Source organism: Paenibacillus sp. FSL R10-2788, assembly GCF_038003885.1.
Taxonomy (GTDB): domain Bacteria; phylum Bacillota; class Bacilli; order Paenibacillales; family Paenibacillaceae; genus Paenibacillus_AQ; species Paenibacillus_AQ odorifer.
This window is the reverse complement of the sequence record NZ_JBBOQA010000001.1, coordinates 2,373,719-2,399,130: the sequence shown is the minus strand read 5'-3', so window position 1 is coordinate 2,399,130 and position 25,412 is coordinate 2,373,719. Positions and strand designations below refer to the sequence as shown.

25 protein-coding genes and 1 tRNA gene are annotated in these 25,412 nt (G+C 45.1%); 8 read left to right on the top strand and 18 right to left on the bottom strand.

The window, feature by feature from the left end:
• Positions 1–82 precede the first annotated feature (82 nt).
• From NSQ50_RS10415 to NSQ50_RS10405, 3 genes are read left to right on the top strand one after another with little or no spacing between them, the layout of a single operon-like run.
• Positions 83–454 (top strand): GntR family transcriptional regulator, encoded by a 372-nt coding sequence (locus NSQ50_RS10415; RefSeq protein ID WP_036689422.1) that lies wholly within the window; start codon positions 83–85, stop codon positions 452–454.
• Entirely contained in the window at positions 451–1,341 is an 891-nt protein-coding gene (locus tag NSQ50_RS10410; RefSeq protein ID WP_038569899.1) for an ABC transporter ATP-binding protein, read from the top strand. Before NSQ50_RS10415 ends, NSQ50_RS10410 begins: the two co-directional genes overlap by 4 nt.
• The gene (locus NSQ50_RS10405) at positions 1,341–2,024 is read left to right on the top strand and encodes a hypothetical protein (RefSeq protein WP_038569897.1); all 684 of its coding nucleotides are present in this window, start codon (positions 1,341–1,343) and stop codon (positions 2,022–2,024) included. The genes NSQ50_RS10410 and NSQ50_RS10405 overlap by 1 nt, the downstream gene beginning before the upstream one ends.
• Positions 2,025–2,958: 934 nt before the next feature.
• On the opposite strand, the gene NSQ50_RS10400 is transcribed toward NSQ50_RS10405, so the two are convergent.
• Positions 2,959–3,042: transfer RNA gene (locus NSQ50_RS10400), tRNA-Leu, on the bottom strand.
• A gap of 182 nt (positions 3,043–3,224) precedes the next feature.
• Between NSQ50_RS10400 and NSQ50_RS10395 the strand changes: the two genes are divergently transcribed.
• Complete coding sequence (locus NSQ50_RS10395; RefSeq protein ID WP_051491615.1) at positions 3,225–3,671, top strand: hypothetical protein; 447 nt, start codon at positions 3,225–3,227, stop codon at positions 3,669–3,671.
• 96 nt (positions 3,672–3,767) lie between these two features.
• Here NSQ50_RS10395 and NSQ50_RS10390 read toward each other — a convergent pair whose 3' ends face one another.
• From NSQ50_RS10390 to NSQ50_RS10380, 3 genes are all read right to left on the bottom strand, one after another.
• The gene (locus tag NSQ50_RS10390) at positions 3,768–3,986 is read right to left on the bottom strand and encodes a hypothetical protein (RefSeq protein ID WP_036689413.1); all 219 of its coding nucleotides are present in this window, start codon (positions 3,984–3,986) and stop codon (positions 3,768–3,770) included.
• 115 nt (positions 3,987–4,101) lie between these two features.
• Positions 4,102–4,419, bottom strand: coding sequence for a hypothetical protein (locus tag NSQ50_RS10385; protein WP_036689410.1), 318 nt, complete (start codon positions 4,417–4,419; stop codon positions 4,102–4,104).
• A 101-nt stretch (positions 4,420–4,520) separates the two neighbouring features.
• Positions 4,521–5,093, bottom strand: coding sequence for a xanthine phosphoribosyltransferase (locus NSQ50_RS10380; RefSeq protein WP_038569895.1), 573 nt, complete (start codon positions 5,091–5,093; stop codon positions 4,521–4,523).
• Between the two features lie 196 nt (positions 5,094–5,289).
• On the opposite strand from NSQ50_RS10380, the gene NSQ50_RS10375 reads away from it, so the two are divergent.
• Positions 5,290–6,411, top strand: coding sequence for a YkvI family membrane protein (locus tag NSQ50_RS10375; protein ID WP_076143264.1), 1,122 nt, complete (start codon positions 5,290–5,292; stop codon positions 6,409–6,411).
• Here NSQ50_RS10375 and NSQ50_RS10370 read toward each other — a convergent pair.
• Genes NSQ50_RS10370 through NSQ50_RS10355 form a run of 4 tightly spaced genes read right to left on the bottom strand, consistent with a single transcriptional unit; the run spans position 6,398 to position 12,121 of the window.
• Complete coding sequence (locus tag NSQ50_RS10370; RefSeq protein ID WP_340949407.1) at positions 6,398–7,834, bottom strand: ATP-binding protein; 1,437 nt, start codon at positions 7,832–7,834, stop codon at positions 6,398–6,400. The two genes, NSQ50_RS10375 and NSQ50_RS10370, sit on opposite strands and share 14 nt — an antisense overlap.
• Positions 7,831–9,636, bottom strand: a complete 1,806-nt coding sequence (locus NSQ50_RS10365; RefSeq protein WP_340949405.1) for an AAA family ATPase — start codon at positions 9,634–9,636, stop codon at positions 7,831–7,833. Before NSQ50_RS10365 ends, NSQ50_RS10370 begins: the two co-directional genes overlap by 4 nt.
• Entirely contained in the window at positions 9,626–10,978 is a 1,353-nt protein-coding gene (locus NSQ50_RS10360; RefSeq protein ID WP_076223217.1) for a metallophosphoesterase family protein, read from the bottom strand. Before NSQ50_RS10360 ends, NSQ50_RS10365 begins: the two co-directional genes overlap by 11 nt.
• A gap of 6 nt (positions 10,979–10,984) precedes the next feature.
• Positions 10,985–12,121, bottom strand: coding sequence for a glycosyltransferase family 4 protein (locus tag NSQ50_RS10355; RefSeq protein ID WP_036689393.1), 1,137 nt, complete (start codon positions 12,119–12,121; stop codon positions 10,985–10,987).
• A gap of 157 nt (positions 12,122–12,278) precedes the next feature.
• Here NSQ50_RS10355 and NSQ50_RS10350 point away from each other — a divergent pair, with 157 nt between their 5' ends.
• Entirely contained in the window at positions 12,279–13,679 is a 1,401-nt protein-coding gene (locus tag NSQ50_RS10350; RefSeq protein WP_076223220.1) for an RsmB/NOP family class I SAM-dependent RNA methyltransferase, read from the top strand.
• 112 nt (positions 13,680–13,791) lie between these two features.
• Entirely contained in the window at positions 13,792–13,887 is a 96-nt protein-coding gene (locus NSQ50_RS10345; protein ID WP_197069771.1) for a sporulation protein YjcZ, read from the top strand.
• A 70-nt stretch (positions 13,888–13,957) separates the two neighbouring features.
• On the opposite strand, the gene NSQ50_RS10340 is transcribed toward NSQ50_RS10345, so the two are convergent.
• Genes NSQ50_RS10340 through NSQ50_RS10330 form a run of 3 tightly spaced genes read right to left on the bottom strand, consistent with a single transcriptional unit; the run spans position 13,958 to position 16,171 of the window.
• A complete protein-coding gene (locus NSQ50_RS10340; protein WP_076223222.1) occupies positions 13,958–14,548 on the bottom strand; it encodes a class I SAM-dependent methyltransferase in 591 nt (196 codons plus the stop codon).
• A 15-nt stretch (positions 14,549–14,563) separates the two neighbouring features.
• On the bottom strand, positions 14,564–15,205 hold the full coding sequence (locus NSQ50_RS10335) for a histidine phosphatase family protein (protein ID WP_036689381.1): 642 nt from the start codon (positions 15,203–15,205) through the stop codon (positions 14,564–14,566).
• Between the two features lie 27 nt (positions 15,206–15,232).
• Positions 15,233–16,171: a ketopantoate reductase family protein gene (locus NSQ50_RS10330; RefSeq protein ID WP_038569884.1), complete on the bottom strand. Its 939-nt coding sequence runs from the start codon at positions 16,169–16,171 to the stop codon at positions 15,233–15,235.
• Positions 16,172–16,334: 163 nt separating this feature from the next.
• Here NSQ50_RS10330 and NSQ50_RS10325 point away from each other — a divergent pair, with 163 nt between their 5' ends.
• Complete coding sequence (locus NSQ50_RS10325; RefSeq protein ID WP_036689376.1) at positions 16,335–16,904, top strand: TetR/AcrR family transcriptional regulator; 570 nt, start codon at positions 16,335–16,337, stop codon at positions 16,902–16,904.
• Here NSQ50_RS10325 and NSQ50_RS10320 read toward each other — a convergent pair.
• The 7 genes from NSQ50_RS10320 to NSQ50_RS10290 all read right to left on the bottom strand — a co-directional run bounded on the left by NSQ50_RS10320 (position 16,895) and on the right by NSQ50_RS10290 (position 25,411).
• Positions 16,895–17,893, bottom strand: a complete 999-nt coding sequence (locus NSQ50_RS10320; protein WP_249267665.1) for an ABC transporter ATP-binding protein — start codon at positions 17,891–17,893, stop codon at positions 16,895–16,897. The two genes, NSQ50_RS10325 and NSQ50_RS10320, sit on opposite strands and share 10 nt — an antisense overlap.
• A 34-nt stretch (positions 17,894–17,927) precedes the next feature.
• A complete protein-coding gene (locus NSQ50_RS10315; RefSeq protein WP_076223224.1) occupies positions 17,928–18,710 on the bottom strand; it encodes an ABC transporter permease in 783 nt (260 codons plus the stop codon).
• Entirely contained in the window at positions 18,707–19,438 is a 732-nt protein-coding gene (locus tag NSQ50_RS10310; protein ID WP_256717035.1) for an ABC transporter permease, read from the bottom strand. The genes NSQ50_RS10315 and NSQ50_RS10310 overlap by 4 nt, the downstream gene beginning before the upstream one ends.
• 139 nt (positions 19,439–19,577) lie before the next feature.
• Complete coding sequence (locus NSQ50_RS10305; protein ID WP_076223226.1) at positions 19,578–20,750, bottom strand: serine hydrolase domain-containing protein; 1,173 nt, start codon at positions 20,748–20,750, stop codon at positions 19,578–19,580.
• 143 nt (positions 20,751–20,893) lie between these two features.
• A complete protein-coding gene (locus NSQ50_RS10300; RefSeq protein ID WP_143760475.1) occupies positions 20,894–21,286 on the bottom strand; it encodes a hypothetical protein in 393 nt (130 codons plus the stop codon).
• 217 nt (positions 21,287–21,503) lie between these two features.
• Positions 21,504–23,060: an extracellular solute-binding protein gene (locus NSQ50_RS10295; protein ID WP_076223230.1), complete on the bottom strand. Its 1,557-nt coding sequence runs from the start codon at positions 23,058–23,060 to the stop codon at positions 21,504–21,506.
• 56 nt (positions 23,061–23,116) lie between these two features.
• Positions 23,117–25,411 carry a DUF4962 domain-containing protein gene (locus tag NSQ50_RS10290; protein WP_076223233.1) on the bottom strand — a complete coding sequence of 765 codons (2,295 nt, stop codon included), beginning with the start codon at positions 25,409–25,411 and terminating at the stop codon, positions 23,117–23,119.
• Between the last annotated feature and the right edge of the window lies 1 nt (position 25,412).

Here is a 25,412-nt window from a genome sequence, read left to right as displayed (position 1 = left end):
ATTAAAAAATATTGACAATTAACTTCGTTGCATATATGGTTAATTACATAACTAACTAACCAATGGAGTTGGCGGTGAATACATGGGAAACTTAATGGATGATACACGACCGATATTTATGCAGATCGCCGAACGAATAGAAAATGACATCATCGAAGAAACACTGCTGGAGGAGTCACAAGTTCCTTCGACAAATCAGTTTGCTGTTTTCTACCAGATCAATCCGGCTACGGCTGCGAAAGGTGTGAATTTGCTTGTGGATCAAGGGATATTGTACAAAAAACGAGGAATCGGTATGTTTGTAGCTTCTGGAGCGCGTGCAGTATTGATGGAGAAGAGAAAAGAACAATTCTATGAACAGTATGTAGTAACCATGATCCGTGAAGCTGAAAAATTAGGAATTACGTTGGATCAATTAACAATTATGATTCAGAGGGGAGACAACAAGTCATGAATGAAGTCGTTGAAATCAAAGGATTGACTAAGTCATACGGAAATGTCACTGCCATCCATGAACTCAGTTTTTCTTTGGAGAAAAATAAGATATACGGGCTACTCGGCAGAAACGGTGCAGGAAAAACCACAATAATGCATATGATCACAGCTCAGCTTTTCCCTACAAGTGGTGTCCTGAACGTATTTGGTGAACATCCGTACGAGAATAACCGGGTTCTCAGGCAGATTTGCTTCATTAAGGAAAGCCAAAGGTATCCGGACACGTACCGAATCATCGATGTACTGGAGGTATCCGAATTATTTTTCCCAAACTTTGATCGGGAATATGCTCACTCTTTAATCAAGGATTTCAATCTGCCATTAAAAAGAAGAATAAAAAAGCTGTCCCGAGGTATGCTCTCGGCTGTAGGAATTGTAGTAGGTCTAGCCAGCCGTGCTCCACTTACCATTTTTGACGAACCCTATTTAGGTCTTGATGCAGTAGCTAGAAGCCTATTTTACGATCGCCTAATTGAAGATTATGCTGAAAATCCACGTACGGTTGTTTTGTCCACCCATTTGATCGATGAAGTAAGTCAGCTTTTAGAGCATGTTATCGTCATCGACAACGGCAAGCTAATTATTAACGAAGATGCTGAAGCCCTTCGCGGGCAAGCTGTTACGGTAATCGGCGCGACAGCAAAGATCGAAGATTTTATCGCTGGCAAACAAGTCATTTCCCGCGAGTCTTTTGGCGGATTGCTTACAGCCACCATTATCGGCTTCAACGTGAAGGATCAAGCACATGCTGAAAAGTTAGGCTTAGAAATCTCACCTGTATCTTTACAGCAATTAATTGTTCATCTCACAAATAAAAAATCTCTAGGAAAGGAAGTGACCGTGTAATGAATCCTACGGCAGGTATGTTAAAAATGCATTTCAGAGATAAGTGGTTATGGTTGTATACGCCTTGGGTAATCTTGTTATCCAGCTTCTTGGTAAATGTCATCGTCGCTTCTTTCCTCCAAGAACCGATTTATACCGGCGGTCTGGTTTCTATCTTCATTTATATGTTAATCACCGGTATACTCATTTTGGTGCAGACCTTCCCCTTTGCTCTGGGCTTAAGCCAACGAAGAACGGATTATTTCATAGGCACTTCCTTAATGGCTATTATAACTAGCGCCGTCTACTCAATTCTCCTCTACCTGCTCTCCATCATTGAAAGCAAACTGACAGGTGGCTGGGGTTTGGAACTACATTATTTTCATTTGCCCTATTTAAATGATGGTAATGCCCTCGAACAGCTATGGATGTATTTTGCGCTCTTTCTGCATATGTTTTTTCTGGGGCTAATGATATCCAGCATCTTCCGGAGATTTGGCCGAAGCGGTTTGTTCATTTTCTCAGGGGTTACGTTTATCCTGTGCAGTCTCGGCGTATTGTTAATGACCTATAATCAGTGGTGGGTAGACCTCTTTAACTGGTTTGCTGGATATACCGCATTTGAACTTGCCTTGTGGTCCATGCCTCTGACAGTCGTGTACGCTCTTTTATCGTTTTTGATGCTGCGTAGAGCAACCGTGTAATTCATTATCCTATAAAAAAACAGGTGTGTCCCAATTGCAATGCAATGGTTGCTGGATGCACCTGTTTTATTTCGGGTCTTAGACTTTGATCTAGACAACAAACTTCATTGGATTCAAGCATAGTTGCGCGCGCGAAGTTGCTATGGGACTCAGCGGGTTAAGTAGCGTAGAAGCAAAATTCAGTGTCACTATTGCAGATAGCGAAGGACCAAAACACAGATTAGTATTTCGCCAATCTGCGCGTACGAAGGCGCTATCGGACTCAGCGGGGCGAGTAGCTTAAAGCAGAACGTAGTGCCTCTATTGCAGATAGCGAAGGACCAAAACACAGATTAGTATTTCCCAATCTGCGCGTACGAAAGTGCTATCGGACCCCGCTGACCTTATTCGCAGCTTTAGAGCACATTTGGATTCCTATCGGACCCCACAGTCGCTATTGGCATAAAAAATGCCAAATTCGATCCTTTTTCCATGCAATAGCTGCACTGGGGTCCGATACTTTGCTCAATAGGTGATAAATGAGCAAATAACGTCAGCTGGGTCCGTAAGCCTTAGGTGATGATGATTCCGCGGGGCGATTAGCTTAGAAGCAAAACACAAATTAGTATTTCTCCAATCTGCGCGTACGAAAGTGCTATCGGACTCAGCTGACCTTATTCGCAGCTTTAGAGCACATTTAGATTCCTATCGGACCCCACAGTCGCTATTGGTATAAAAAACGCCAAGTTCGATCCTTTTCCTATGCGATAGCTGCACTGGGGTCCGATACTATGCTCAAAAAGCGATAAATGAGCAAATAGCTTCATCTGGGTCCGTAAGCCTCAGGAGATGTTTCTTAAAGATTTCTTTCGCTTAAGCACTACCGTCTGCTGAAAAGCATAAAAAAAGGATTATAGAACTGCTGCTAGAGCAGTTCTATAATCCTTCTTAGCTATGCGGTCAAGAGGACTCGAACCTCCACGATATTGCTACCACTGGCACCTGAAGCCAGCGCGTCTGCCAATTCCGCCATGACCGCGTATTATAATGACTCGCTTATTGCGGTCACAAGATAGATCATACCACGCTGAGAATCCAACGTCAATATATTTCCGTCATTTTCTTATCATTCATTAATTTATGGATAATTATTGCTTTTGTTGCCGAATATAAGGTATAATGAGAACAAAAGTTCGCATAATATAAATGAGGTGATTTATAATGGCGACTACGAAGCTAAACACATCCATTATTGATGAAGAAGTAACTAAAGAAGAACTGTCCCTGGTCAGAAGCTATTTGCTGCTAACGTTTATTCATAAAGTTTTCGAACGCGACTGCCGTGTAATCAGTAGAAGCGGCCTGTTTAAGACCCCTCAGCTATATATGGAGCTCGTATCTGGTGCCACTAAGAAGACGTCACTAATGCTTCAAGAGGTTACGCGCGAGCTGAGCTCCCATGATTTGAAGATTACTACCGTTCGCCAAGATCAGCGAGGAGTCGAAGCATTATATTCCTGCAGAGGATTTCAAGGAGAGATGAATATATTATGGCCAGGCTTCCGTAGAGAAATGATGCTGCGCATGCGCGCGTATCTTGGACTGTCCACAGAACTCTCCATACTCTCCAGAGAAGAGAATGCGTCTGAACTTGCTCTAACTATATAGTCCCAAATGACATTACAGAAATAGCTCCCGCCCAGTAGGGCGAGGAGCTGTTTTGTATTATGAAGATTATTACTGCGGATATTATTACTGTAAAAATTATATATTATCCGGATCTTGTCTTGGTTCACTAAATGGCTGGAATAAATAATTGCGATCCAGCTTCACTACTCGTCTATTCTGACGACGTATCATCACCTGAGAATCATCCCATGCAAGAACTATCCCTTTTACGTCGTTACTTTCCAAGCCATCGCGCACTACACGAATTTTCTCACCGGAAATCCGGTAAGCATCCAATTGCTCATCGCTAATCATCATTAATCCCTCCTGTCATAGCTTGTCCTATTTAGTCTCAGAAAAAAGACCCAAATGATAAATCATCTGGGTCTCATGTAGGCAATTAACGACTTGCATGTCTACTAAAGCATTCTTATATCAGCGCTTCATTCTTCTCAAACCAGAAGTCAAGAACTTTAGCGGACATCACACGTTGCTCCAGATACTCCACTTGGTTAGTAGTGAATTTTTCCCTCCAAGGAAAGGATAACTCTTCACACAAACCTTTGATTGTCAGAAGCTCTGACCAGGCTACATAGCGTTTGTACCAAAAAAACTGAGGATGTTCAATCATATAGGGATACAGATCGTCGAATTCCGTGTGTTTGCAGTCCAGCGCACGCTCGAAATGATCCTTGGCCTCGGTTAATTTATCAATAAAAAATTGTTCAGTCACCGGTTCTTTCCCCATTGTGACGCCTCCTCCCTATGTCTAATTTTTATTATAAAGGAAAATCCATAGGGTGAAAAGCAGTTGTTTAAAAAATAGGCCTGTTCTTATTGCCAATTAGGTTATTCCCCAAATTCGATGGTGCCTCCATTTAGAGAGGTAATTCTTACGAGTGACTCCAGACGAATGCCTTGCTCTCTGATCGTCCGAGCCCCTGCCTGAAAGCTTTTTTCTACTACAACACCAAGACCAACTAGCTCAGCGCCAGAACGTTGAATGATCTTAATCAATCCACGCGCTGCATCACCATTGGCAATAATATCATCAATAAAGAGGATTTTATCCTCTGGAGAGATGAACTGGCGAGACAACATAATATCGGTAACGATACCTTTTGTAAAAGACGGAACTCTTTCGCAAAGCGCATCCGGATCAGCTAACAGTGTTTTTTTGCGGCGTGCAAAAACTAGCGGCACCTTTAATTCATACGCGGTGGCAAATGCCACGGCAATGCCCGAGGATTCAACGGTCACAATACGTGTAATTCCTGAGTCCGCAAACCTCCCGGCAAACTCCCGTCCCATTTCCATCGTAAGCTGTGGATCAACCTGATGATTTAGCAGTGCATCCAGCTTCAGCACCTCATCCGAAACGACGACACCTTCTTCCAAAATCCGCTGTTTCAACACTTCCATGACTTTGAACCTCCAATACCCTTTATAATCGCAGACATTCCGTACAAATTAATCACTGATCATAAAGCAATTACGACGGAAGTCATGTCCTACTGATCCCCATCATAACCTGTACTATACAGAGTACACAAGGTTATCCTGCATAGCACTCGTTATGATTTTTCTTTAGCTTCGTAAAACTATTAGGAGGGGAGCCATGAAATCACATGTCCGAACATTACAGATCGCTTTCACTTATATTGGCACCATTGTAGGAGCCGGATTCGCCACCGGACAGGAAATATTAAAATTTTTCACACGTTACGGGCACTGGGCAGTCCTGACCATCCTGCTCTCAACTATATTGTTCATATGGCTGGGTACAAAAATGATGGTCATTGCTCGGCGAATAGAAGCGGAATCCTATGAAGACTTTAACCGCCACCTCTTCGGGGAACAGGTCGGAAGCACCATCAGTTTGTTCACGATGGTCGTCCTGATCGGAGTAAACAGTATTATGCTTGCAGGGGCCGGCGCTATTTTTCAGGAGCATCTCGGACTTCATTATCAGACTGGACTACTTATCACATTGCTTGGTTCATACTTTCTGCTAAAACGAGGGATTTCCGGTATTCTGCAAATGAACAGTATTGTTGTTCCTTTAATGCTTACTCTGTCACTTATCATTATTTTTAATACTTTTCAAATTCCGGGAGCTGGACGGTTCCTGTTCCTTGATAACGATCGCTCTCTCTTTGGGGCATGGATGTCACCGCTGCTCTACACCGCCTTTAATTTAGGGATGGCACAAGCTGTTTTAGTCCCTATGGCTCGTCACACAGAGGAAGAAAAATCCCTTGTATGGGGCGGTATTATTGGGGGTACCGGGATTGGTTTTATGTTGATTGCCGCACATTTCGCAATGAGCTCACAGATGCCAGGGATTCTCAAGTTTGAAATTCCGATGGGCAGCATCGCCGTCCGGTTGGGTACTGTAGTGCAAACTATATATCTGCTGCTGATCTTTTTGGAGATCTTCAGCACTTTTGTCGCCGATATTTATGGAGTAGCTGTACAGCTTAAGCAACGGCTTCCCCTATCAACTGCACTAATCACACCTCTTCTGATGTTGGTCTGCTATTTACTGAGCCAGTTCGGCTTTAGTTCACTGCTCTCCGTGTTCTACCCAATCTTCGGAGGTTTATCACTGGTCTGGGCTGTCAAACTGCTACGAACACCATGGTCCTCTCCACCAGGTATTAATACTTCATCGAACTCAAAGGAGAAGGGGAACAGTCTCGTATCTGTAAAACCAATCACCCGAACTACACGGAAATAACCGCTGCTGTAGGAATCATACATGCTGCCGCTTCCGCCACATGCTTGTGACAGGTCATCATCACAATCTGGCGGGAGATCGACAGTTCTCCAAGAAGTCCAAGCGCAGCATGAAGACGAGACTCATCAAAGTTAACGAAGAGATCATCGAATAACAGCGGCAGCGATACTTGCCGTGACATGGTCTCTGCCAATGCCAGCCGGATGGCAAGATACAGCTGTTCTGCCGTCCCTCGGCTGAGCAGTCCACTGTCCAGCAGTCCCCCGTCCTTGTGTTCAGCTTTCAGCTCTTTATGCCCTAGTGTCATAACAACCCTTTTGTATTCCCCTTCCGTCAGCTTGGAGAAATAATCTGAGGCAAGCAGTAATACCTGTGGCTGCTTCTCCTGCTCATACACACGGCGAGTTCGCCCGATTAGTTCGGCAGTTATCGCTGCCACTGCATATTTATCAGCCACGATCCGCAAGGCTGCTCTCTGCTCTTCCAGTTGCTGAATAACGGAATCCTCCACGCAGCGCTCCTTCAAATACTCCCTTTCCTGAAGCAGCTTGCCTCGTTGCTCCAGCAGGGTGTTCCAACCCTCTTCCTGCCGTTCCATCAATTCTTCAGCCGATGACCGCTCCAGCTGCAATGCTTCCGCATCATGATGATTTAATAATTCCAGCAGAGCAGCAACCCGCTCCTCCTCCCAACCACCGAACATAGCAAGCTCCCACTGGCGAATCGATTTATTCAGATCACTGCGCCGCTGCACAGCTGCTGACCTGCGTAAGAAATCCTCTCCACCAGTCGCCCCGCCTTCCTGTATCAGAAGCTCACGATGTTCTCTCAGCTCACCTAATATCCTGTGGCTCTCCTTGAGTTCTTCATCCACATCCTGCAATCTTGACTGCATAGTTTCCCGGCGAATCAAGTCCTTTTTCAGATCATCCCATGCTCTTTTTCGCAGTTCCAGCCAGCTTAGTAAGGTTAATGCAGATACTCGTTTCCCCTCTTGCGGATCTATTTCAAAACCAGCTGCCGCTACACCAGACTCGTCGCCAAGATCAGCACCCGACTCATAAATAAGAGCGAGCAGCTCCTCCTCAAACACGTTACATTCTGCTTCCAGCTCCTTCAATCGTAAGGAGAGTTTATTCTCTTGGCGCAGCAGCTCATTCCCTTGTTCAACCATAGCAAAAATATCCGGCAGCCCTTCAGGAGATAATCCTTCAGGCAACCTGCGTTGGCAAAGCCATTCTTCATATTGCTCAGCCGTTTCCGTGAATGCCGCCTCCGCCCGGTGCATTTCTTCAGCGAGCAGCTTCTCTTGGCCTGCCAGCGTCTCCAGCTCCGTGCGGCAGGCATCACGCTCGGCGGCATAGCGTTCGATGCGCTGCCGCCAAGCTGACCAAGCCTCCATGAGCCTGCGAAGCTCCCTCATGGAGGCCTCCAGCCCGCCTGCGTCAGGGCTGGACCCCGGGGCGGCCGTCCGCCGCCCCGGCACAACGCTCTCCGGCTCCGCCCCGGAGAGCAGCTGCCCCGCAGCCGCAGCATCTCGGCTGCGGCTGCGCTGACGTCCCCGCCATGCTCTGGCGGGGACGATTCCTGCCGGCGCGCTCCGCGCAAGCCGGCCCAAAGGGCCAGATCGGCCGCGCCCAGCAGGCCGATCGCAAGCACGGCGCTGGCCGGCGGAGCACCGGTCAGCCACAGCGCTGCGGGCAGCAGCACGGTTAGTGCTGCCCCAGCCCACAGCAGGCGCCGGTAGAGCGCGGCCATGCGCTTCGCGCCAAGGCCGTTACTTCCGGCGCCGCGCGCTGGCTCTTCGCTGAGCTGCGCTTCGCGCCAGCGTTCGGCCGCCTGCTGCAGCTCGTCCCACAGCTGCAGCACTTCACGGGCGCTGCGCGGAGCCAGCTGCGCAAAAGATTCCGCGCCGGTAGCATGCTCACGCGCCAGCGCCCGTTCTGCCGCTTGGAGCGACGCTGAGGCAGCGGCCAAACGGGATCGCAACGACTGCCGCGTTGCACCTTCCGCCTCCATGCGGCGGTCATAACTAGCGAACGCCGCCGCAAACTTCCGTGCAGCTTCACGATCTGCCGCTGCACCGGAGAATGAAGTCAGCTCTGCAGGGCCCCAGCTCACATCAATGCCGCGCAGAATTCGCCGCAAATGCTCATTCAGCGCCGTTAATTCTCCCTCAAGCCGCTGTCTTTCCGTTCTACGGTTCTCATAACTGCTCCGATGCCGGTCCAGCCGCTCCAAAGCAGGCCCCTGCGCTGCTAATACTTCATCTGGAGGGTTCTTTGCCAGTTCAATAGTAAGCTCGCTTAGAAGACGTTCATAACGTACTACTGATCCCTGTGCATTACGAATTTCTCCTTCAAATGCCTGAAAGCGAGTTGCCCCTTCTTCAGGAAAGGCTAAAATCAATGGCAATCCTTGCAGCTCTAGCTGAGCCTCGCTCCACTTTAACCACAGCTCACGGACTTCCTGTGCTTTTCGAAACATCACTAGCTGCTCTCCAGTGAGCTTACGCTGTTGCTCCAATTCATCTAGCTCCGACTCCGTTGCCCTCAATGCCACTATATTATCGTTATATCGCGGGAGATAAGAACGGCTCTCAACCATTTGGCGCTCAAGCTTTTCAATGGCTTGCACAACTTTTGCTGCTTCTTGCAGCTTGCCACGAGGTTTGTACAGCTTCTCAGCTTCCTGCACCAAACGGCGTTCCGCACGCATGATTGCACCTCCACCGCCCATACCTGCATGAAAAAGAAAGCTGCTCATCTCCTCAGATTGAAGGGCAGCAAGCTCCTGCAGCTCGTCCAGTGAAACTGCGAACAATTGCTGGAACATACTCCTAGAGATCCCCCCAAGTAAATGTCTTTCCATTTCAGCTTGTCCTAGCTCTTGAGTCGTTTCATTTGGATGATTTACTGTAATGTTCAGCTTTTCATTTCTTCCTGATCCCTCAGCACCTGAAGCAAAACGGCGAATGGTCCACAAACCATCATCACAGTCACGTATCTTCAGGGTCCCCCCATGCAATCCACCTTGCATAGGTTCATACCTTTCCAAGGGATTTCCACGGCTTGGAATTCCAAACAGCATAGAGCGTATGAATTGCAGTGTCGTACTTTTTCCTGCTTCATTACGCCCATAAAGTACGGTCACTCCCTGCGTTAAATGAATCTCTCGATTGTGAAGACGCCCGAAGCCATTGATATGCAAATGCTCAATTTTCATCGTTTTGCCCTCCGGCTTGTAGATACGAAAGACTTTCCGCCGCTTCAACAGTATCATCCATCCCACCAAGCATCGTGATTCCCTGCTCTGCTGCACCACGTAGCCAGCTCAACTTCTCTTCTTGACTAGTCATAGACAACAGCTTACGCAGCTCCTGATTCTCCAATAGCGGTTTAAGCGCACTATTTAATAGTTCTTCGAGCGCTTCCGGAGAATGTTCCGTATGCTCTGCAATGCGCAGCATTTCTCCAAGAAAACTATCTTCTTCCAATAAGCGTTGGCGATCAATAGCTAAGCCGGACTCGATGGCGAACCCTTCGGTCCAGGCAAGCCCTTTGTAATCTTTACGCTCAGCCCTAATCGCCTCACGGCGCTGGAGTTCTGACAGCAGATCCTCTGCCGCCCCTTTTTCAGCCAATACTTTATGTACGTCCCCTCGTCCAATCAGACGGAATCTGACCACCGACATGAGCTCCGGGAACTCCGCGCGGATGTCTTCAATAACCTGCTCCACTTTCTGTATCCATTCTGCTTCATTGCTTAATCCTTCTATAGATAGGTCTCTAACCTGCCAGCGAACGAAATCCAGTTCATGAAATTGCAGAGCGGATCTTCCAGCCTCATCTACATCCACAATATAACAGCCTTTAGCACCGGTTTCCTTAATGCTGCGCCCTTGTATATTGCCTGGATACACAATCACAGGCTTCTCATGCAGTACACTCCGTTTATGAATATGTCCAAGCGCCCAATAATCAAAACCCCGTTCGATAAGGTCCCTGCGACTGCAAGGAGAATAGGTCTCATGCAGCAAATCACCGTCTACATTGCCATGCAGCATCGCAATATGAAACAGGCGGCTGCCAGGTATACGAGAAAAGGTTTCAGCTGTGTTGTTCGTCACTTTCGCCGTTGGATAAGAGATTCCACTAACGATGGCAACTTCTTGGCCATCTATACGGCGGTAAGCTGTAGCGTGTTCTGGCTTCTCTCCGCCAAATACGGTAACATGCTTTGGCATTTCCGTTGTCAGACGCAGTCCGTCAAGCGGATCGTGGTTGCCATGAATCAGGAACACGTTAATCCCGTGCTCACCGAGTTCTTTGAGCGCTTCCTGAAATCGCAGCTGTCCCTGTAATGAAGCATCTGAAACATCGTACACATCTCCACTAATGACAATAAAATCAACATTTTCTTGGATCGCAACGCGGACAAGCCGCCCGAGGGCGGCAAAGGTAGACTCACGTAAATAAGCACGAATGGCTGGCGAAATATGCGCCAGCCCGGCAAAACGGCTATCCAGATGTAAATCAGCAGTATGCAGAAAGCGAAATGGAATCATAGCTGCTCACCCTTTCGTTCCTGAGGGATACTGTAAATAGGTTTTTTTAAGTTCATTAGCAACTCGTGTCAACGAATATAGGCTTTTTGCTTTATCCCAAGCGGAACGTGAAAGCTCATAACGATAAGCCGGATCAGATATCACCTTCTCTAATGCATCAGCAAGAGCAATCTCATCGTCCGGACTGACCAATAGACCATTCACACCATCTTCAATCTGCTCCGGTATTCCGCCCACATTTGTCCCCACTAAAGCCAGGCAGCTAAGTGCCGCTTCCGCAAACACTGAACCGAACGCCTCCGCCCGAGAGGGCAATACGAAAATATCAAAGAAAGGCATGAATTCTTCAGGGTGCAGCGTATATCCGTAAAAAATTGTTTCATTATAGATCCCTAAATGTTGGGCCATCTTTTCCAGATCCGCACGTGAAGGACCATCGCCAATAATATGCAGTACATACTCATGACCGCGATTTTTAAGCTCCGCGCAAGCTTTGAGTAATATATCTATTCCTTTAGCCGGAACCAGACGTGTCACGGTCACTAGCTGCGGAATAGCATTATCATGCGGAACAGGCTTAAATCTTTTTTCATCAAAACCATTCGGAATAACACCTATATTAGAAGGATCAATAATATAAGGGGCCACATAATCTGCAAAAGATCGCGACACCGTCATTAATCGATCACTAACATGCTCAAGCTCACGATAAAGTGAGACTAGAAAACGATGCTCCAAGCCATCCTCGGAAATCGCTCCATTTAGAATCAATTCCCGCTCGTAACTGGAATGCAGGGTATGAATTAACGGAGTATCAGGGAACACTTTTTTCATTGCTAAGCCCGCAATCGGATGATGAGAATGAATAAGATCATAGGGCTTACTCATCCGCAGTTTAGTCCACCATAAATAATCACGATAGGTCTGAATATATTTCTGAACGATCGGACTTTCTCCATACTGCGTCCAATCAAACGTCTCGAATATTACTTCCTCATGCCCCTTATTGCGAATCCGCTTAGGCAGCCAAAACAAATCCATCTCCCAACGGCTTGAACGGAATCTTTCCTGAAGATAAGGGATCATAGATGATACACCACCGGGTTGCTCCGGCGGGAAGAAGAGCGCTTGCAGCAAATTCATATGGTACATCCCCTTTACAATTGCCCTGTGTACTGTAAGACTTGGCAATTATGATATAGTTGAATATATGTAGAATTTCAGGTACGATTACGTTCCCCATACCTTGATTTTATCGGTATAAACATGAAACAGCAACTAAGAAAAAGGAGAATGAGCTATGAAGGAAGAACAGCTGCCTGCCTCTTACACCGCATCTATTAAAGAAATGCTGGGGCAAGAGGCAGATGCTTTTCTAGAAAGTTATTCAGCACCACGAACTCAAGGACTGCGCTTTAATCCGCTAAAAAGCACCTCAGCCATAGGCCAAGTTGCGGTGGACCGTACAGTCTCACAATTTAATTTGAAACCTATCCCATGGTGCCAGGGCGGGTTTTATTATGATGAGCCCACTCGACCAGGCAGACATCCTTACCATGCCGCTGGACTATATTATATTCAGGAGCCTTCCGCAATGTCCGCAGCTGAACTGCTGGCACCTGAACCCGGTGAAACCGTCCTCGATCTTGCAGCAGCCCCTGGAGGTAAAACTACGCATATCGCTGGTTTAATGCAGGGACAAGGCCTCTTAATCTCTAATGAGATTCATCCGGAACGTGCAAAAATTCTAGCAGAGAACGTTGAACGTCTGGGCATTAAGAATACCCTCGTAACCTGTGCAACACCAGAACAGCTATCTGCGCGTTTCCCGCAAGCTTTTGACCGAATTATGCTGGATGCTCCTTGTTCTGGAGAAGGCATGTTCCGAAAAGATCCAAAAGCCATTCAAGAGTGGTCTCCTGCTCATGTAGTTATGTGCGCAGCGAGACAATGGGATATCCTGCAAGACGCCTACATTATGCTTAAACCAGGGGGTACTTTAGCCTACTCTACCTGCACCTTTAACCGTCAAGAGAATGAAGAAACCATTGCTCGATTGACGGCTAGTTACCCCGATATGGAACTACTCACCTGCAAACGCCTTTGGCCGCATTTAGAAAAGGGCGAAGGTCACTTTGTAGCACTCCTGCGTAAGCAAATTGACACTGCATCCGTGAATGATGATGCCAACCGCAACGCCAAAAAACGCCGAAGTAAAAACAACCCAAAAACTAATTCTTCTGTACGCGATGCCTACCAGCTTTTTCAAGACTGGGCTGCGGTAGAACTGCCTGGTCTTTCATGCCAAGGTGTGCCACTGCTCTTCGGCGAATCCCTTTATTTGCTGCCAGAATCCTTTAATGGCAATCTCCATACCGGGCTGCTGGACGGACTGCGTATTCCACGAGCTGGACTACATATCGCCCATTTGAAGAAAAATCGGATTGAACCTGCTCATGCATTAGCTATGGCACTACAGCCCATACAAGCTTCACGAAGCTTTGCTCTCAGCAGTGATGGCCCGGAAATACATGCTTGGCTACGTGGTGAAAGCCTGCCTGTCCCCAGCGAATTACATGGATGGACACTTGTAACTTTAGATGGTTTGCCGATTAGTTGGGGCAAAGCGAGTTTAGGGCAGCTTAAAAATCATCTTCCTAAAGGATTACGTATCCTAAAAGCCCATATTGACGAGCAATAGGCCATAGACCAGTACAACAGGCCCTCTTCGGCATATGATGTCATTATCTCAGAAAGCTGCGACATCAGTCACAGCAATTGAGAAGAAGACATAAGTTGAGGAGGAATAAATCATGGGTGAATTTCATGGAGGAGCCTTCACTTCGACCGGAGCGATTTTGGTACTTTTCATCTTGCTGGTCATCATTTCCCGTTCGTTGTTTGTTTAATACCTTCCCGGCTTAAATAGCTGGTGAAACGAAGCGGCTGTGTCGTCCTTTTTGGGGCGGTGCGGCCGCTTTATTTCTTTCCAACATAACATCTCCATTTGTTATTCTCGTGAATATTTACCGTCTGAAAGCCCGATTTCCGAAATAACTGCTCCATCTCTTCGTTCTTAGTGAATTGCTTCATATGATAATTGATTTTATAGATCTCAGAAATAATAACAAATGTACCGCCTGCCATCAGCACCCTAAATGCTTCACTTATATCGTGTTCGAGGTCCGGCCAGAAATAATGTGTCTGAATCGCTGTGATCGTCCAAAAAAATCCATCGTTGAACGGTAACGCTGACACATCTCCCTGACTAATTTTCACCTTACCAGCGATTACAGCCTTATTGTTTTTTTGAATAGATGTCTCTACAGCTTGTTCTGAGTAATCTATGCCGTAAATTTCATGTTGTTTATTTTGTTTTGCTAACGTATGTATAGTTTGACCGCCACCACAGCCTATGTCCAGGATAGGATCGCCGCTCTTAATTTCTATTTTTCTAAGTCCCCATGTTGTGATGTTGGTATGTGCCTGATTCATGATTTTGATCATGATATTTCCTACGAACCCTCTAGGATTCTTGGCTTGCTCAATCAGCGCATTCAATAAACCCATATTTGTACCTCCCAATCAATTGGCCATACCAGCAGCCTGATCACTTGATATATGTTCCGTAAGATTTTCTGCTGTAACTGCCCACTTATCTACTTGATACTCTATTTTATGAATACTAGTATATGAAGTCGGGAAATGAGCATTCTTATTCGTCCACGTTAGCCCTTTTAAAATATGGTATATAACATTAATTACGCCACCATGAGTGACCACAATTACATTTTCATTTGGATCAGTACTCTCCAGTTCATTACATAGTTTTGAGAAACTTGAACTTATTCGCGTAAAAAATTCCTGAGGACTTTCTCCTCCTGGAAATCTCTCATCCATTCTTAAAGCCGAGAAATAAAGACCCGGGTATCGTTCATTTACGATTTCATGAGGCATTCCAGCGATTACACCATTGTTCGTTTCTCTCCAATACTGGCTGCTTTCAACAGGCAAATCAAGCTCTCTGGCGATCTCATTTGCTGTATCTAACGCACGTTGCAAATCACTACAAAGAATACGGGTTATGTTAAAGCTAGATTGATTTTCCTTAAGATAATATCCAAGACGTTCGGCTTGTCTATATCCCTCTACTACAAGTCCACGTTGACTCCAACCCCCACGAAAGCCTTCATCATCTATTCCATGCCTTATAAAATATATAGCCATCGATTGTATACCTCCTGAACAAGATTGTTATACATTTGCATTAAACTTCGAAAACGCTTGTTTTTTAAGTTGATCCCAATTGGGCGTTGCAATGTTTGCTTGTTGCTTCAAAATATCAAATGAATTAAACAAAGCCGCTATTTCGCTGAAAGAACCGTCCACTAATTTCATAAACGGTAATTTATGAATTATTGCCAGACCATAATATACAGCCTGCTTGTGCTTTCGAACAAAGTTAACTTGACCTGCTGGAGTAACAGTATAGCTTAATTGCTCCATGATTTGAAACCCCTCGTCCATTACTGAAATGGCTTGTTTTAATAGCTTCTTATCTTTAGATACCTTTTTCAAATCCCCGTCATGCAGATAACTAAGGGAGTTCAAAGCCACTATTGGCACGATATGACTTTTGAGCCAAGCATCCATATCCTCATGATAAGTTAGCTTATACTTAGCGTTCTCAAACGCTTTTTCCAGTAAGTGTTTTATTGGAATCTCACCGTCTAAACTGCCAAGTACCATTTGCCCTCCTGCGTGTATTTTAATAACGCGACCGCTCGTTTCCCGAATTCCTGCACTAAGTTGAAATCCGAAGAGTATATTTTTCCTCACATTGCTCATTTCCTGGAGATCCTTTTGCATGCCAAGAGCATCGCCATTGTTCCCCACAAGAATTATATTCAGACTCTGATTCTCAGCTAGAATAGGTAACACAGATGGAAAATCATTATATTTCATAACAACAAAAATAAGATCATAGAGATCATCGAATCGAAGCGTAGAGATGACCTTTACTGTATCCACAGTGTTTTTAATTTGAAAATAATGGCGAAGCACAAGTCCGTCTTTCGTCAATTGCTCTGCTCGCTTCCCTCTGGCAAGCATGGTGACATCATTTCCCCCACGCACTAGAACATGCGCAAGATAGCTGCCCAATACTCCCGCTCCAAAAACTAAAACTCTCATATTTAGCTCCTCTATCCCTTTTTAGACATTTGTTGAATTTTGATCAACTGTTCGATAAAATCAGATTATCACATCTCCGGTAGGGTTCAATCGTTAGTTTGACCGGTTTTGTTGATTTTTCAACAAAATACAATACATTGTTTAATAAAAAGGGAGTCTTATCATGGATAGAAGAATTAAAAAAAACCAAACAGCCATCATGAATGCATTAATTCAACTGATGGCTGAAAAAGATTTTGAAAAAATAACGATCAACGAAATCGCAGAGCGTGCTGATGTAAACCGCGGAACGATTTATTCCCATTATGCGGACAAATACGATCTGATGGATAAATGCCTGGAGGCTCAGCTCCAGCAACTAATCGAAAGCTGCTCCGCAGTGGAGGATGAAACCGAACCCAATCCCTCGAAGGCGTCATTGCTCCGCACGCTGGAACAATTGGAGGAGAATGCTCTTTTTTATAAGACTTTATTAAGAAACAAAGCTCTGCTCTCCTTTAGAAACCAATTACAAGAAATGATAAATGAGCAGATTAAGGTACAATTTTTAGAAAACAATTTTAATCTCGATGAGCTGAGTAAAGATATATCTGTGCAATTTTTAAGTTCGGCGACTGTCGGAGTGATTGAATGGTGGTTTACCCATAGTAATCCTTGCTCTGCAAAAGAGATCACTGAAAAGTTATGGTCCATGCTCGATCTAAATCTGCAGATGATCCGTTCTCAAGCTTGAATATGTTCTCCCATATCCATCTCATAAATGGAGCTGATAATTTTTTCAATGGGAATCTCCTTAATGGATATATCAAGGATCTCTACCTTTTCGCTAAGAATATGCAGAAACTCGCCCATTTTACATTGCTCGGTATCGATCAGCAGCTCCACTTCGTAATCCGATATTCTTTCCGATATCTGAGTGCCAGGCAGATCAATATTTCCAATAGTTGTGGCGGCTGAAAGCCTAACTACTTTTTGGGCACCCAGATGCAGTCGAAGTTCAGAGAACTTGTCGTCATATACTTTTTTCCCTTGATGAATTATAAGTACTCTTTGAACCAAACGCTCTACATCTTCCAAGTCATGTGTTGTCAGAATAAATGTGGTGCCTTCCTGATTCATTTGCTTAATGAATTCTCTGATTCTTTGTTTAGCTATTACATCCAGCCCGATCGTTGGCTCATCTAAAAAAACCACAGGTGGTGAATGAAGCATCGCCATAATAAACTCGCATTTCATTCGTTCTCCCAGGGAAAGGGTGCGCGTGGGCTTAGTAATAATATCGCCAATCTCAAACATGTTTACAAATCGGTCTAGTCTTGTACGAAAGTCGTTCGTAGGAATATCATAGATTTCCTTGTTCATATAAAAGCTATCCAAAGGGGGAATGTCCCATATTAACTGCGATTTCTGTCCGAACAATACCCCGATTTGTTTTACATATTGATTTTTCTGCTTATGAGGGTTGTACCCTAGAACATTTATTTCGCCCGAGGTAGGATAGAGAACGCCTGTCAGCATTTTAATAGTCGTAGATTTCCCTGCACCGTTTGGACCCAGAATGCCAATGATTTCTCCTTTTCCAACACTAAACGAAAGATCTTCTACAGAGGTAATGATCGATTTTTCACGGTGAAACAGACTTTTAAATACACTTTTTGCATCTTGTCCACGGTGATAGGTTTCATATTGCTTGGTTAAGTTCTTGACGGTAATAATGTCCAAGTGAAATTCTCCTTCTTAGATCTGAACTAATCTTTTAACCTCCGGCGCTTTTGTAACTGCGAAGCATATATGTATAGAGCCAAATTCCGAAGGCAGCAAATAATACACAAGGAATAATCGCTATAAAAAAATAGGGTTCCCATCGGCCAATCAGTGTAGATGCTGGAAAGTAGGCAATCATGGAGACCGGAAACAGAAAAGAACTCACAGCTACGACTGCCTTAGGAAAAATCGTCCCTGGATAACGTCCAAAAGACTTAATGCTCTCAAACATCTCCGGCAAGCGGGAATTCGCCACCCATTTGAAGGAAATCGCTGCCACAATAAGCGCCACACCGAACATAACAAGCAGCCCTGCACCAAACAACAACAGGAACAATAACCAAGAGCCTATGGTCATCCCATCGATTCCGCTAAGTGCGTATACGAACATGATTACTCCTCCACCTAAAAGCCCGATACTTTCGAACTCAAAAGATCTGGCCAACAGCAGAAAAAGGCTCGAGGTCGGTTTAATTAATACCACTTCCAAAGTCCCTTCTACAACATGAGACATCGTATTCCACATAATTCCGTTAAAAAAAATCCCGGCACAAGCCGTAGACAGAATAAAAACAGATTGAATTAACAGCGCCTCTTTAAAGGTCCATCCTGCAAATGAAGCATTCGAATTATAAATAAATACCGTTACTAGAGGAAACAGCACATTCCCTATGAGCATGATAAGACTATTAAGAATAAAGTTAACACGATAAGTGATAGCAGAAGAAATATTCGCCTTCATGCAGGTTTTATATATTTGATACATACGTTTCATGCGCCCACCCCCGTAAAATGCTTAAGCGACACCGCATACAGCACCCGGCAGACAACTCCGGCAATAATTACGGCTATGAGCTGCAGCAATAACACTTGAGGAATAGGTAAGCTTATATCAGCTAAAGTATAGCTACCTGTATAGACCATTGCTGGAAGAAAGGCCGTATATTGAAACGGTAAGAAAAAGGACGCCATTTGTAAGGATTTTGGGAAAAATACTAATGGAATCAGCGATCCTGAAAATATCCCTTCGCAGAGATTAAAAAAATTACGAATACTAGAGGATTGCACCATCCAAAAGGCGACCATTCCAATACTATAATGAATGAAAAAATTCATCATAAACGCCATAGCTATTGAAAGAATCGCGTATAGTAAATTTGCGGGTAAGACATCAATATGAAAAATAAAGAAAAAGATCATAAAGCAGGGTAAAAATTCAAACAAAAGCCCAAGTACCCTATGCCCTGCCTTCTGAGATAAAGCAAAGAACATATGATTTAGCGGTCTTAACGAAAACGTAATGAATTTACCGGTACGAATAAGCATTTGTAAATTCCAATCGGCAAAATCCATAGTCAGATAGTTGATCAACATCGTAGCACAAAAATAGGAAAGCATTTGGGAGAGTGACATCCCGTTGATGTAAGATTCCCCGCTATAAACAGCGCTCCATATATAATACTGCACTAAAAAGTACACTGGGCCTACAAAAATAGAAACCATCGAATGCGTCCTGTACGCACTCCATTCCTTATAAGTAACAAAAGCAACCGCCCTCATAATGCGAAAGCGGTGCTTTATCATCTCAAACATAAGTCACATCCTGCCTATCTATAGATATCACATAAAAAAAGTCTTTTTCTTATTCGAGTCCGGACCAGATCACATTGTTTGTACCGAAAATCCCTCTACCGTCCCATATATTTTTATGAAAAGGGATATACCAAACGGCAATCAGCTTTTCTACCGGATCAACGACCAAAGAACAAGACCCCCATCCTTCGTGAAAAAAAGTGCCTTCAGAATAAGATGTACTTTCATTATATCGAAGGTCTGGCCCAAGACCGTATGGTCTATCCGCTCCTCCATCTCCCCATGCGTAGTTTGGAATTTTTTCAGAATTGAACCGCTTGGTCATTCTCTGAACAGCCATCCGACTTAAGACATGACCCCCTTCGTATTCCCCATGGTTAAGCAGCATGATTCCGAACTTTTGTAGATCATTAACGGTTGAATACAGTCCCCCACCAGTTCCGGGAGTCTTGATTTCTTCCTCAGACCTTTGTTCTTCATCCGTAATTTCCCCGTTTTGCAGCTTCTGAAGATATTCCTTGGCTTCTTCCGAACGAATAGCGATCCTACCAGCTTTCTCAGGCGGTATATCAAAGAAAGTATCTGTCATGCCTAACGGTTTTACAATGTGGTCCATTATGTAATCTTCTGCAAAAACACCTGTTATTTTCTCAATAATTGCACCAAGAACCACGTATCCAAACGAGGAATACATCCATTGAGTCCCTACCGGAAAACGAATGCCATAGGAAAGTCCAGCTTTAATCCAGTTTTCTTTTCCAAGCTCTGATTCATAAATATACCACCATGCACTTTTATAGTAAGTATCACTTATAGTTCCATGATCAGGTGCGATGCCGGAGGTATGAGTCAGTAAATGAGCAATTGTAATCGGCTTAAAAGGGTCGGCATCAAACTCTGGAAGAATAGAACTAACTGGTTGTCCCATAAAAATTTTTCCATCATCTGCAAGCTGCCAGATCGCTGTTGCCGTAAACAGCTTGGTAATAGAAGTGATTCGAAAAATTGTATCCGTTTTCAATTCTTGGTCGCTATCTTCTTCGTAACTGAAGCGTCCCCCCGCTCCATTAGCAAATATTTTTCCATAACGACTAAGAGAATAAATATAGCCATCGGCTACTTTCTTATTACAGAGATCCTCATAAAAATGATTAAGTGCCTCTAATCGGTCCTCCCTGTAATTCACTTCGTTCAGCTTGCTAAGCTCTGTGGATGATAACATTATTCGCACTCCCCCTTATTATTCAATAAAATACATGATGCATAAATATCTTGCAATAAAACCCAAATAATTGAAAGGGTGATTTTGCATATAACTATTTTATACTGCTCCAATAATTCTGTAACAGCAATGCTGTAATCTCGTTAACGGTTTGTCGTTAGAGATTTAACTAGTGCCATTCCACTAACCAGACCAAATACTACCCCATCATGTATGCTTGCAAATTTGTAAATCTCTATGTTCGAAATGTTAAAATACATTACTAAAATCGGATACATAAGCAGAAGAAAACTTGGAAGAAACACAATAAACAACAGCGGCCAATTAACAATAAAAGCTTTAGGTAATCCTTCTAACAACGCCAGATAGATCCCATAGACAAACGGGACAATAGCCGTGATCCACACAGTATTTTCTAATTGATAGTTCTTTTGTGCCTCTTCAGTGTAATGGCTAATTAGCCAGTTGCCATAATGTAATAAGAGCGCCCCCACTATGATCCAGACAAGATAATATAAAAATTTTGAATTCCGCATCTTTATGAAATCACTCCATTTTTTTATATGATTCATTAGAATGTCTCTATTTAACTTACCATATAATCCATACTTTGGATATTGAATTAAAGTAAACTGGCCCTAACTAAAAAGGCTACCTCCCGGCAGCCCTTAATAAATCCTTTGCTTTTTATGCTGAAAAGATAGTGAATTCTCTACAACTTTAATTGAATTCCAGCTCCTCTGGAGGGTAAGTTTATCTGCGAGGCATGGTGACGCCAACTTTCTTATTATATTTTTCCGTAGCTTCCTTGATAACATCGTTGCCGCCCTTGGAAAGCCACTCTTCCACAACCTTCGGCCAGTCGCTGATAGGTTCCTTGCCATATACCATCTTTACCATGTGCGTCAGCAGTACCGGAGGAGCCGTGTCCGAGTTAGGTGCAATGTCTGGATTCTTCACCAAGGCATCTAGCCGCGGGTCGAACTGAATTCCGTCACGGCCTTCATTAGCCAGAATAGTATCATATACATTGATCAAGCTTCTGCCTTCTTCTGTCATGTTAAGGACACCCTTATTATAAGTAGTATCCTGCACCATCCAGAGGAAAGACTGGCGGTAGCGCTCCTCATCTATAGCAGCGGAATCCGCAGGAGAAGTGTATACGATTTTGCCGTTCTCTTCCTTATAGGTTTCGTCCTTGATCCCAAAGGTAAAGAAGGTCTCAGCCTCTTCGCTCAACATCCAGTCAAAAAATTTCACGATATCCGCAGCATTTTTCGTACCTTCCTTGATAAAGTAGGTGCGCGTAGCGGAGCCGTACAAGTAGGAGCCTCCTTTTCCATCAGTTCCCACTGGCGAAGGAATAATCTCCAGCTTGGCGGATGGCGTCGTAGCCTTCAATTGTTGCTCCCACTGCAGAAGCTCGTTGGCATTCATCGTCCACATGCCCGCTTTGCCTGAGAGAATCGCATTTTTGTAGTTGGTCGGGTTAATGGTGGCAAATTCCTTGTTGATTAAACCCTCTGTATACATGGTGTTGTAGGTTTGTAACGCCTTCATCATATTTTCGCTATCCATAAACTTCGGCTGAACCTGGCCGTTTACTTCCTCGAACATAGTCAGGTACGGAAAAACATCATAAGCGCCAAAGAAAGCGTCGGCATATTTGAAGTCTTGACGGCCCATGTACGGGTTCTCTATCCCCAGCTTTTTGAAGGCACGCAACACAGTCAAGTACTCATCGACCGTTTTTGGAACCTGCAAGCCGGTTTGATCCAGCAGGTCCTTGCGAATCCAAGTCGCCCGGCGGGAGGGATTGGACAGAAACTCCGGTATTGCGTAAATTTTCCCTTGATAGGTGACGTTCTCCCAAGCTTCCTTCGGGATTACTTTCAAAAGGTTCTGGCCGTTTTGCTGCAGCAGATCATCCAAGGGCATGAACACACCAGCTTCAACGGAACCAGCCATTTCCTTGCCATTTACGCCGCCCGAGCCTTGAACGACATCCGGAATATCATTAGTGGCGAACATCTGCACCATTTTCTGTTCGAACTCTTTATGAGGAACCAACACAATATCCAAGTCTGTGTTTGTCATCTCCTCCAGCTTTTTCACCCATTTGTCCTTATTCAAGTCGGGTGATTTCTCAACATAGTTAAAAGCCAGCGTCCGCATCGAGATCGAGAATTCAGTTTTCTGCGGCGTATTTGACGAACTTCCGGCAGTCTCTTCTTTGTCCTTGTCCGAGCAACCTGCAATAACGGTAGCACCCATTACGGTAGCCAGACAGATGCCAATCCATTTTTTCATAATATAACCCTCTCCTTGTACAATGGGGTGTATACGTAAATGAAGATATTTTAAGGCTAATAAGCTTTTGGGATCTCAACCCGCTGGGTAATTCCCTGATTCGTAAAGTAGACATGAACCCCATGGTCCTGATCGTCCATAAAGTACGATACGTAATCCCGGCTTCCTGATTTTTGGGGAATCAGAAGAGTGACGATCCGATGACTTACGGCCTCTTGGGTAGAGGCAGTCAAATGCCAATGCTTGGGCAGCCCTTCCCATTCTTTCGGATCTACATCTGTAAATTGATTGCTTTGGCTAAGTGTCATTTCTCCCGAGGAACTATAGACAAATCTGCCCTCCATCTGAGCTTTTTTACCATTTACTTTAAAAGATTGTTCCTTCAACTTCATGGGATACAGTGTATGAAACAGCCAATCCAATTTTCCCGGACGTTCCAGCTCGACACTGTCTGCGATAACAAAGTAAGCGCTATCAAAGAAAAATATTTCCCGCACATACCGCTTGATATAGGGTACATTCTCGCGGTAGGCTTCGGTGGCATCCATTTGCGTGTAGTTGATTCCGGGCGTACTATACGCCTTCAACACCTTGCCGTAGGCTGCCATGTTCTTCGACTTGTCCGTGCCAGCATATTGGCCTTTGCCGTCAATAAGAATTGCGTTCTTGGAGCGGGTCTGCCTGCGCCACTGCATATGCATCGTACTGTTGAATGCAACGTAATAGCCGCTTTCAATAGCCAAAGGCTCGCCGAAGGCATGCAGCAGGAAGGCGTTTTGATCCCCATGGCTATGGCTCACAGAGCCGTAACGGCTGCTCTTGGTCAACAGCATGATATGTTCCTGCGGATCCTCCATCCGATGATGCATGGCGACCCATCCCACATCCTGAAACCACTTCAGAGGTTCTGCAGCCACCGGTGGCTCTGAAGAAATCTGCGGATAATCCGTGCGATAAACCATCTCATCGAACCGGAAATCCCACCAGCCGTAGTTATAGAAGATCATCTGGGTGTCAGGGTTCAGTTCCTTAGTTTGCTCAAAATACCATTGGTACTGGCCATTCCCGGTTAAACCGGCGAATTGGCGGATATTGAAGCCCGTCTTGAGATTGACCGGATCTCCCAGTGACGATTGATCGCCGAAGCTGGCCCTCACGGTATCCGGACTGAAGCAATAGAGCGGAAAGTCACCGGTTTTGCGAAAGAAAGGACGGTCATAGAAATTGATTGCCATGTATTTGCGAATTAGATTGAGCGCCTCCGTAACGAATGCCATCTGAGTGGTCCAATACATCGGACCTTCGGCCCACCCGCCATCTTTGCCACCCCATGGAGTATACATGGCGGAGAAGTACTCCAGCGTATAATCAAGCCATTCCTGCGCCTTCTCCTCCTCACCCAACATGGAAATACAACACGGTACGAGTACAGAGGATAAAGAGCGGATCGCATGGCTGTCATAAGGAACTTGATGGATGCGGGAACGTTCGATGACATGGAATGCGATCTGCCCGGTTCTTCGCAGTAGCGCCTGCCTTACCTTAAGGCGTTCTTCTTCCACCAGAGAGCCGTGAAGCCAATCATAGCCCCATGCCAACGCTCCGGCTATGCGAAAGGAGCATTCATCATTGTAATCCCGGCTGGTGGTACCATCCGTGTTCCAGCTTGCCGCATGAAGCAGCCACTCTTTAGCTTTGGCGATAAGCGCCTCGTCCTCCAACACAACTCCAGCTATAGCAAGATGCCGGACAGCATAGAAAACTTCCTGGCAGTCCATATACATCTGCCGCCATAGTGTGGCGACACGCTTATTATCTGGATACGGTGCAGGCTCGGGAATAAGCTCGCGCTTTGTCCAGGGTAAAACGGAATGCTTCAGGAAGTCATCCCAGCCAGTGGAAATGGGGTCTTGGCGGACAACTTCCCGGTAAGACGGAAGTTGCTCCGCTTGAAGCCATAGCCGCGGATGGTGGGCGGAAGCAGTTGAATATCGTTCTGTACGGGAAGGCAGTGGCGTTAGCGGCAATTCATCCTCCACCACAAAAGCTCTTACTTTACTCCACTCGGAACGGATATCATTCTCCCCGATAAGACTGTATCGCCAATAATACGAGCCGGGCGCCAACGGCTTATCCGGGGTAAACAAATTATAGGGAATTCTGCTGTAGGTCAACGTACCTTCCGGCTCAAATCCAGTGTTTGAGGAGATCTGCAGCTCGTACATACTCTCTTCTAGACATGCAGGCATCCAAGTAAACCGCGGAGGATTCTCTCCAACATCTGTATGTTCATCTGGCCCATATGACAGGTCGAGTACGCCGCTGGTAGGTTGAAATAAAGGTTCTAACATC

What these genes read in the sequence shown, in the direction of transcription:
- NSQ50_RS10295 (WP_076223230.1), bottom strand. Translation starts at nt 23,060, where the DNA reads ATGAAAAAATGGATTGGCATCTGTCTGGCTACCGTAATGGGTGCTACC.
- NSQ50_RS10325 (WP_036689376.1), top strand. Translation starts at nt 16,335, where the DNA reads ATGGATAGAAGAATTAAAAAAAACCAAACAGCCATCATGAATGCATTA.
- NSQ50_RS10365 (WP_340949405.1), bottom strand. Translation starts at nt 9,636, where the DNA reads ATGAAAATTGAGCATTTGCATATCAATGGCTTCGGGCGTCTTCACAAT.
- NSQ50_RS10300 (WP_143760475.1), bottom strand. Translation starts at nt 21,286, where the DNA reads ATGCGGAATTCAAAATTTTTATATTATCTTGTCTGGATCATAGTGGGG.
- NSQ50_RS10350 (WP_076223220.1), top strand. Translation starts at nt 12,279, where the DNA reads ATGAAGGAAGAACAGCTGCCTGCCTCTTACACCGCATCTATTAAAGAA.
- NSQ50_RS10335 (WP_036689381.1), bottom strand. Translation starts at nt 15,205, where the DNA reads ATGGCTATATATTTTATAAGGCATGGAATAGATGATGAAGGCTTTCGT.
- NSQ50_RS10380 (WP_038569895.1), bottom strand. Translation starts at nt 5,093, where the DNA reads ATGGAAGTGTTGAAACAGCGGATTTTGGAAGAAGGTGTCGTCGTTTCG.
- NSQ50_RS10345 (WP_197069771.1), top strand. Translation starts at nt 13,792, where the DNA reads ATGGGTGAATTTCATGGAGGAGCCTTCACTTCGACCGGAGCGATTTTG.
- NSQ50_RS10390 (WP_036689413.1), bottom strand. Translation starts at nt 3,986, where the DNA reads ATGATTAGCGATGAGCAATTGGATGCTTACCGGATTTCCGGTGAGAAA.
- NSQ50_RS10360 (WP_076223217.1), bottom strand. Translation starts at nt 10,978, where the DNA reads ATGATTCCATTTCGCTTTCTGCATACTGCTGATTTACATCTGGATAGC.
- NSQ50_RS10370 (WP_340949407.1), bottom strand. Translation starts at nt 7,834, where the DNA reads ATGAGGGAGCTTCGCAGGCTCATGGAGGCTTGGTCAGCTTGGCGGCAG.
- NSQ50_RS10305 (WP_076223226.1), bottom strand. Translation starts at nt 20,750, where the DNA reads ATGTTATCATCCACAGAGCTTAGCAAGCTGAACGAAGTGAATTACAGG.
- NSQ50_RS10410 (WP_038569899.1), top strand. Translation starts at nt 451, where the DNA reads ATGAATGAAGTCGTTGAAATCAAAGGATTGACTAAGTCATACGGAAAT.
- NSQ50_RS10315 (WP_076223224.1), bottom strand. Translation starts at nt 18,710, where the DNA reads ATGAAACGTATGTATCAAATATATAAAACCTGCATGAAGGCGAATATT.
- NSQ50_RS10330 (WP_038569884.1), bottom strand. Translation starts at nt 16,171, where the DNA reads ATGAGAGTTTTAGTTTTTGGAGCGGGAGTATTGGGCAGCTATCTTGCG.
- NSQ50_RS10415 (WP_036689422.1), top strand. Translation starts at nt 83, where the DNA reads ATGGGAAACTTAATGGATGATACACGACCGATATTTATGCAGATCGCC.
- NSQ50_RS10405 (WP_038569897.1), top strand. Translation starts at nt 1,341, where the DNA reads ATGAATCCTACGGCAGGTATGTTAAAAATGCATTTCAGAGATAAGTGG.
- NSQ50_RS10355 (WP_036689393.1), bottom strand. Translation starts at nt 12,121, where the DNA reads ATGAATTTGCTGCAAGCGCTCTTCTTCCCGCCGGAGCAACCCGGTGGT.
- NSQ50_RS10290 (WP_076223233.1), bottom strand. Translation starts at nt 25,411, where the DNA reads ATGTTAGAACCTTTATTTCAACCTACCAGCGGCGTACTCGACCTGTCA.
- NSQ50_RS10395 (WP_051491615.1), top strand. Translation starts at nt 3,225, where the DNA reads ATGGCGACTACGAAGCTAAACACATCCATTATTGATGAAGAAGTAACT.
- NSQ50_RS10340 (WP_076223222.1), bottom strand. Translation starts at nt 14,548, where the DNA reads ATGGGTTTATTGAATGCGCTGATTGAGCAAGCCAAGAATCCTAGAGGG.
- NSQ50_RS10310 (WP_256717035.1), bottom strand. Translation starts at nt 19,438, where the DNA reads ATGGTTTCTATTTTTGTAGGCCCAGTGTACTTTTTAGTGCAGTATTAT.
- NSQ50_RS10375 (WP_076143264.1), top strand. Translation starts at nt 5,290, where the DNA reads ATGAAATCACATGTCCGAACATTACAGATCGCTTTCACTTATATTGGC.
- NSQ50_RS10385 (WP_036689410.1), bottom strand. Translation starts at nt 4,419, where the DNA reads ATGGGGAAAGAACCGGTGACTGAACAATTTTTTATTGATAAATTAACC.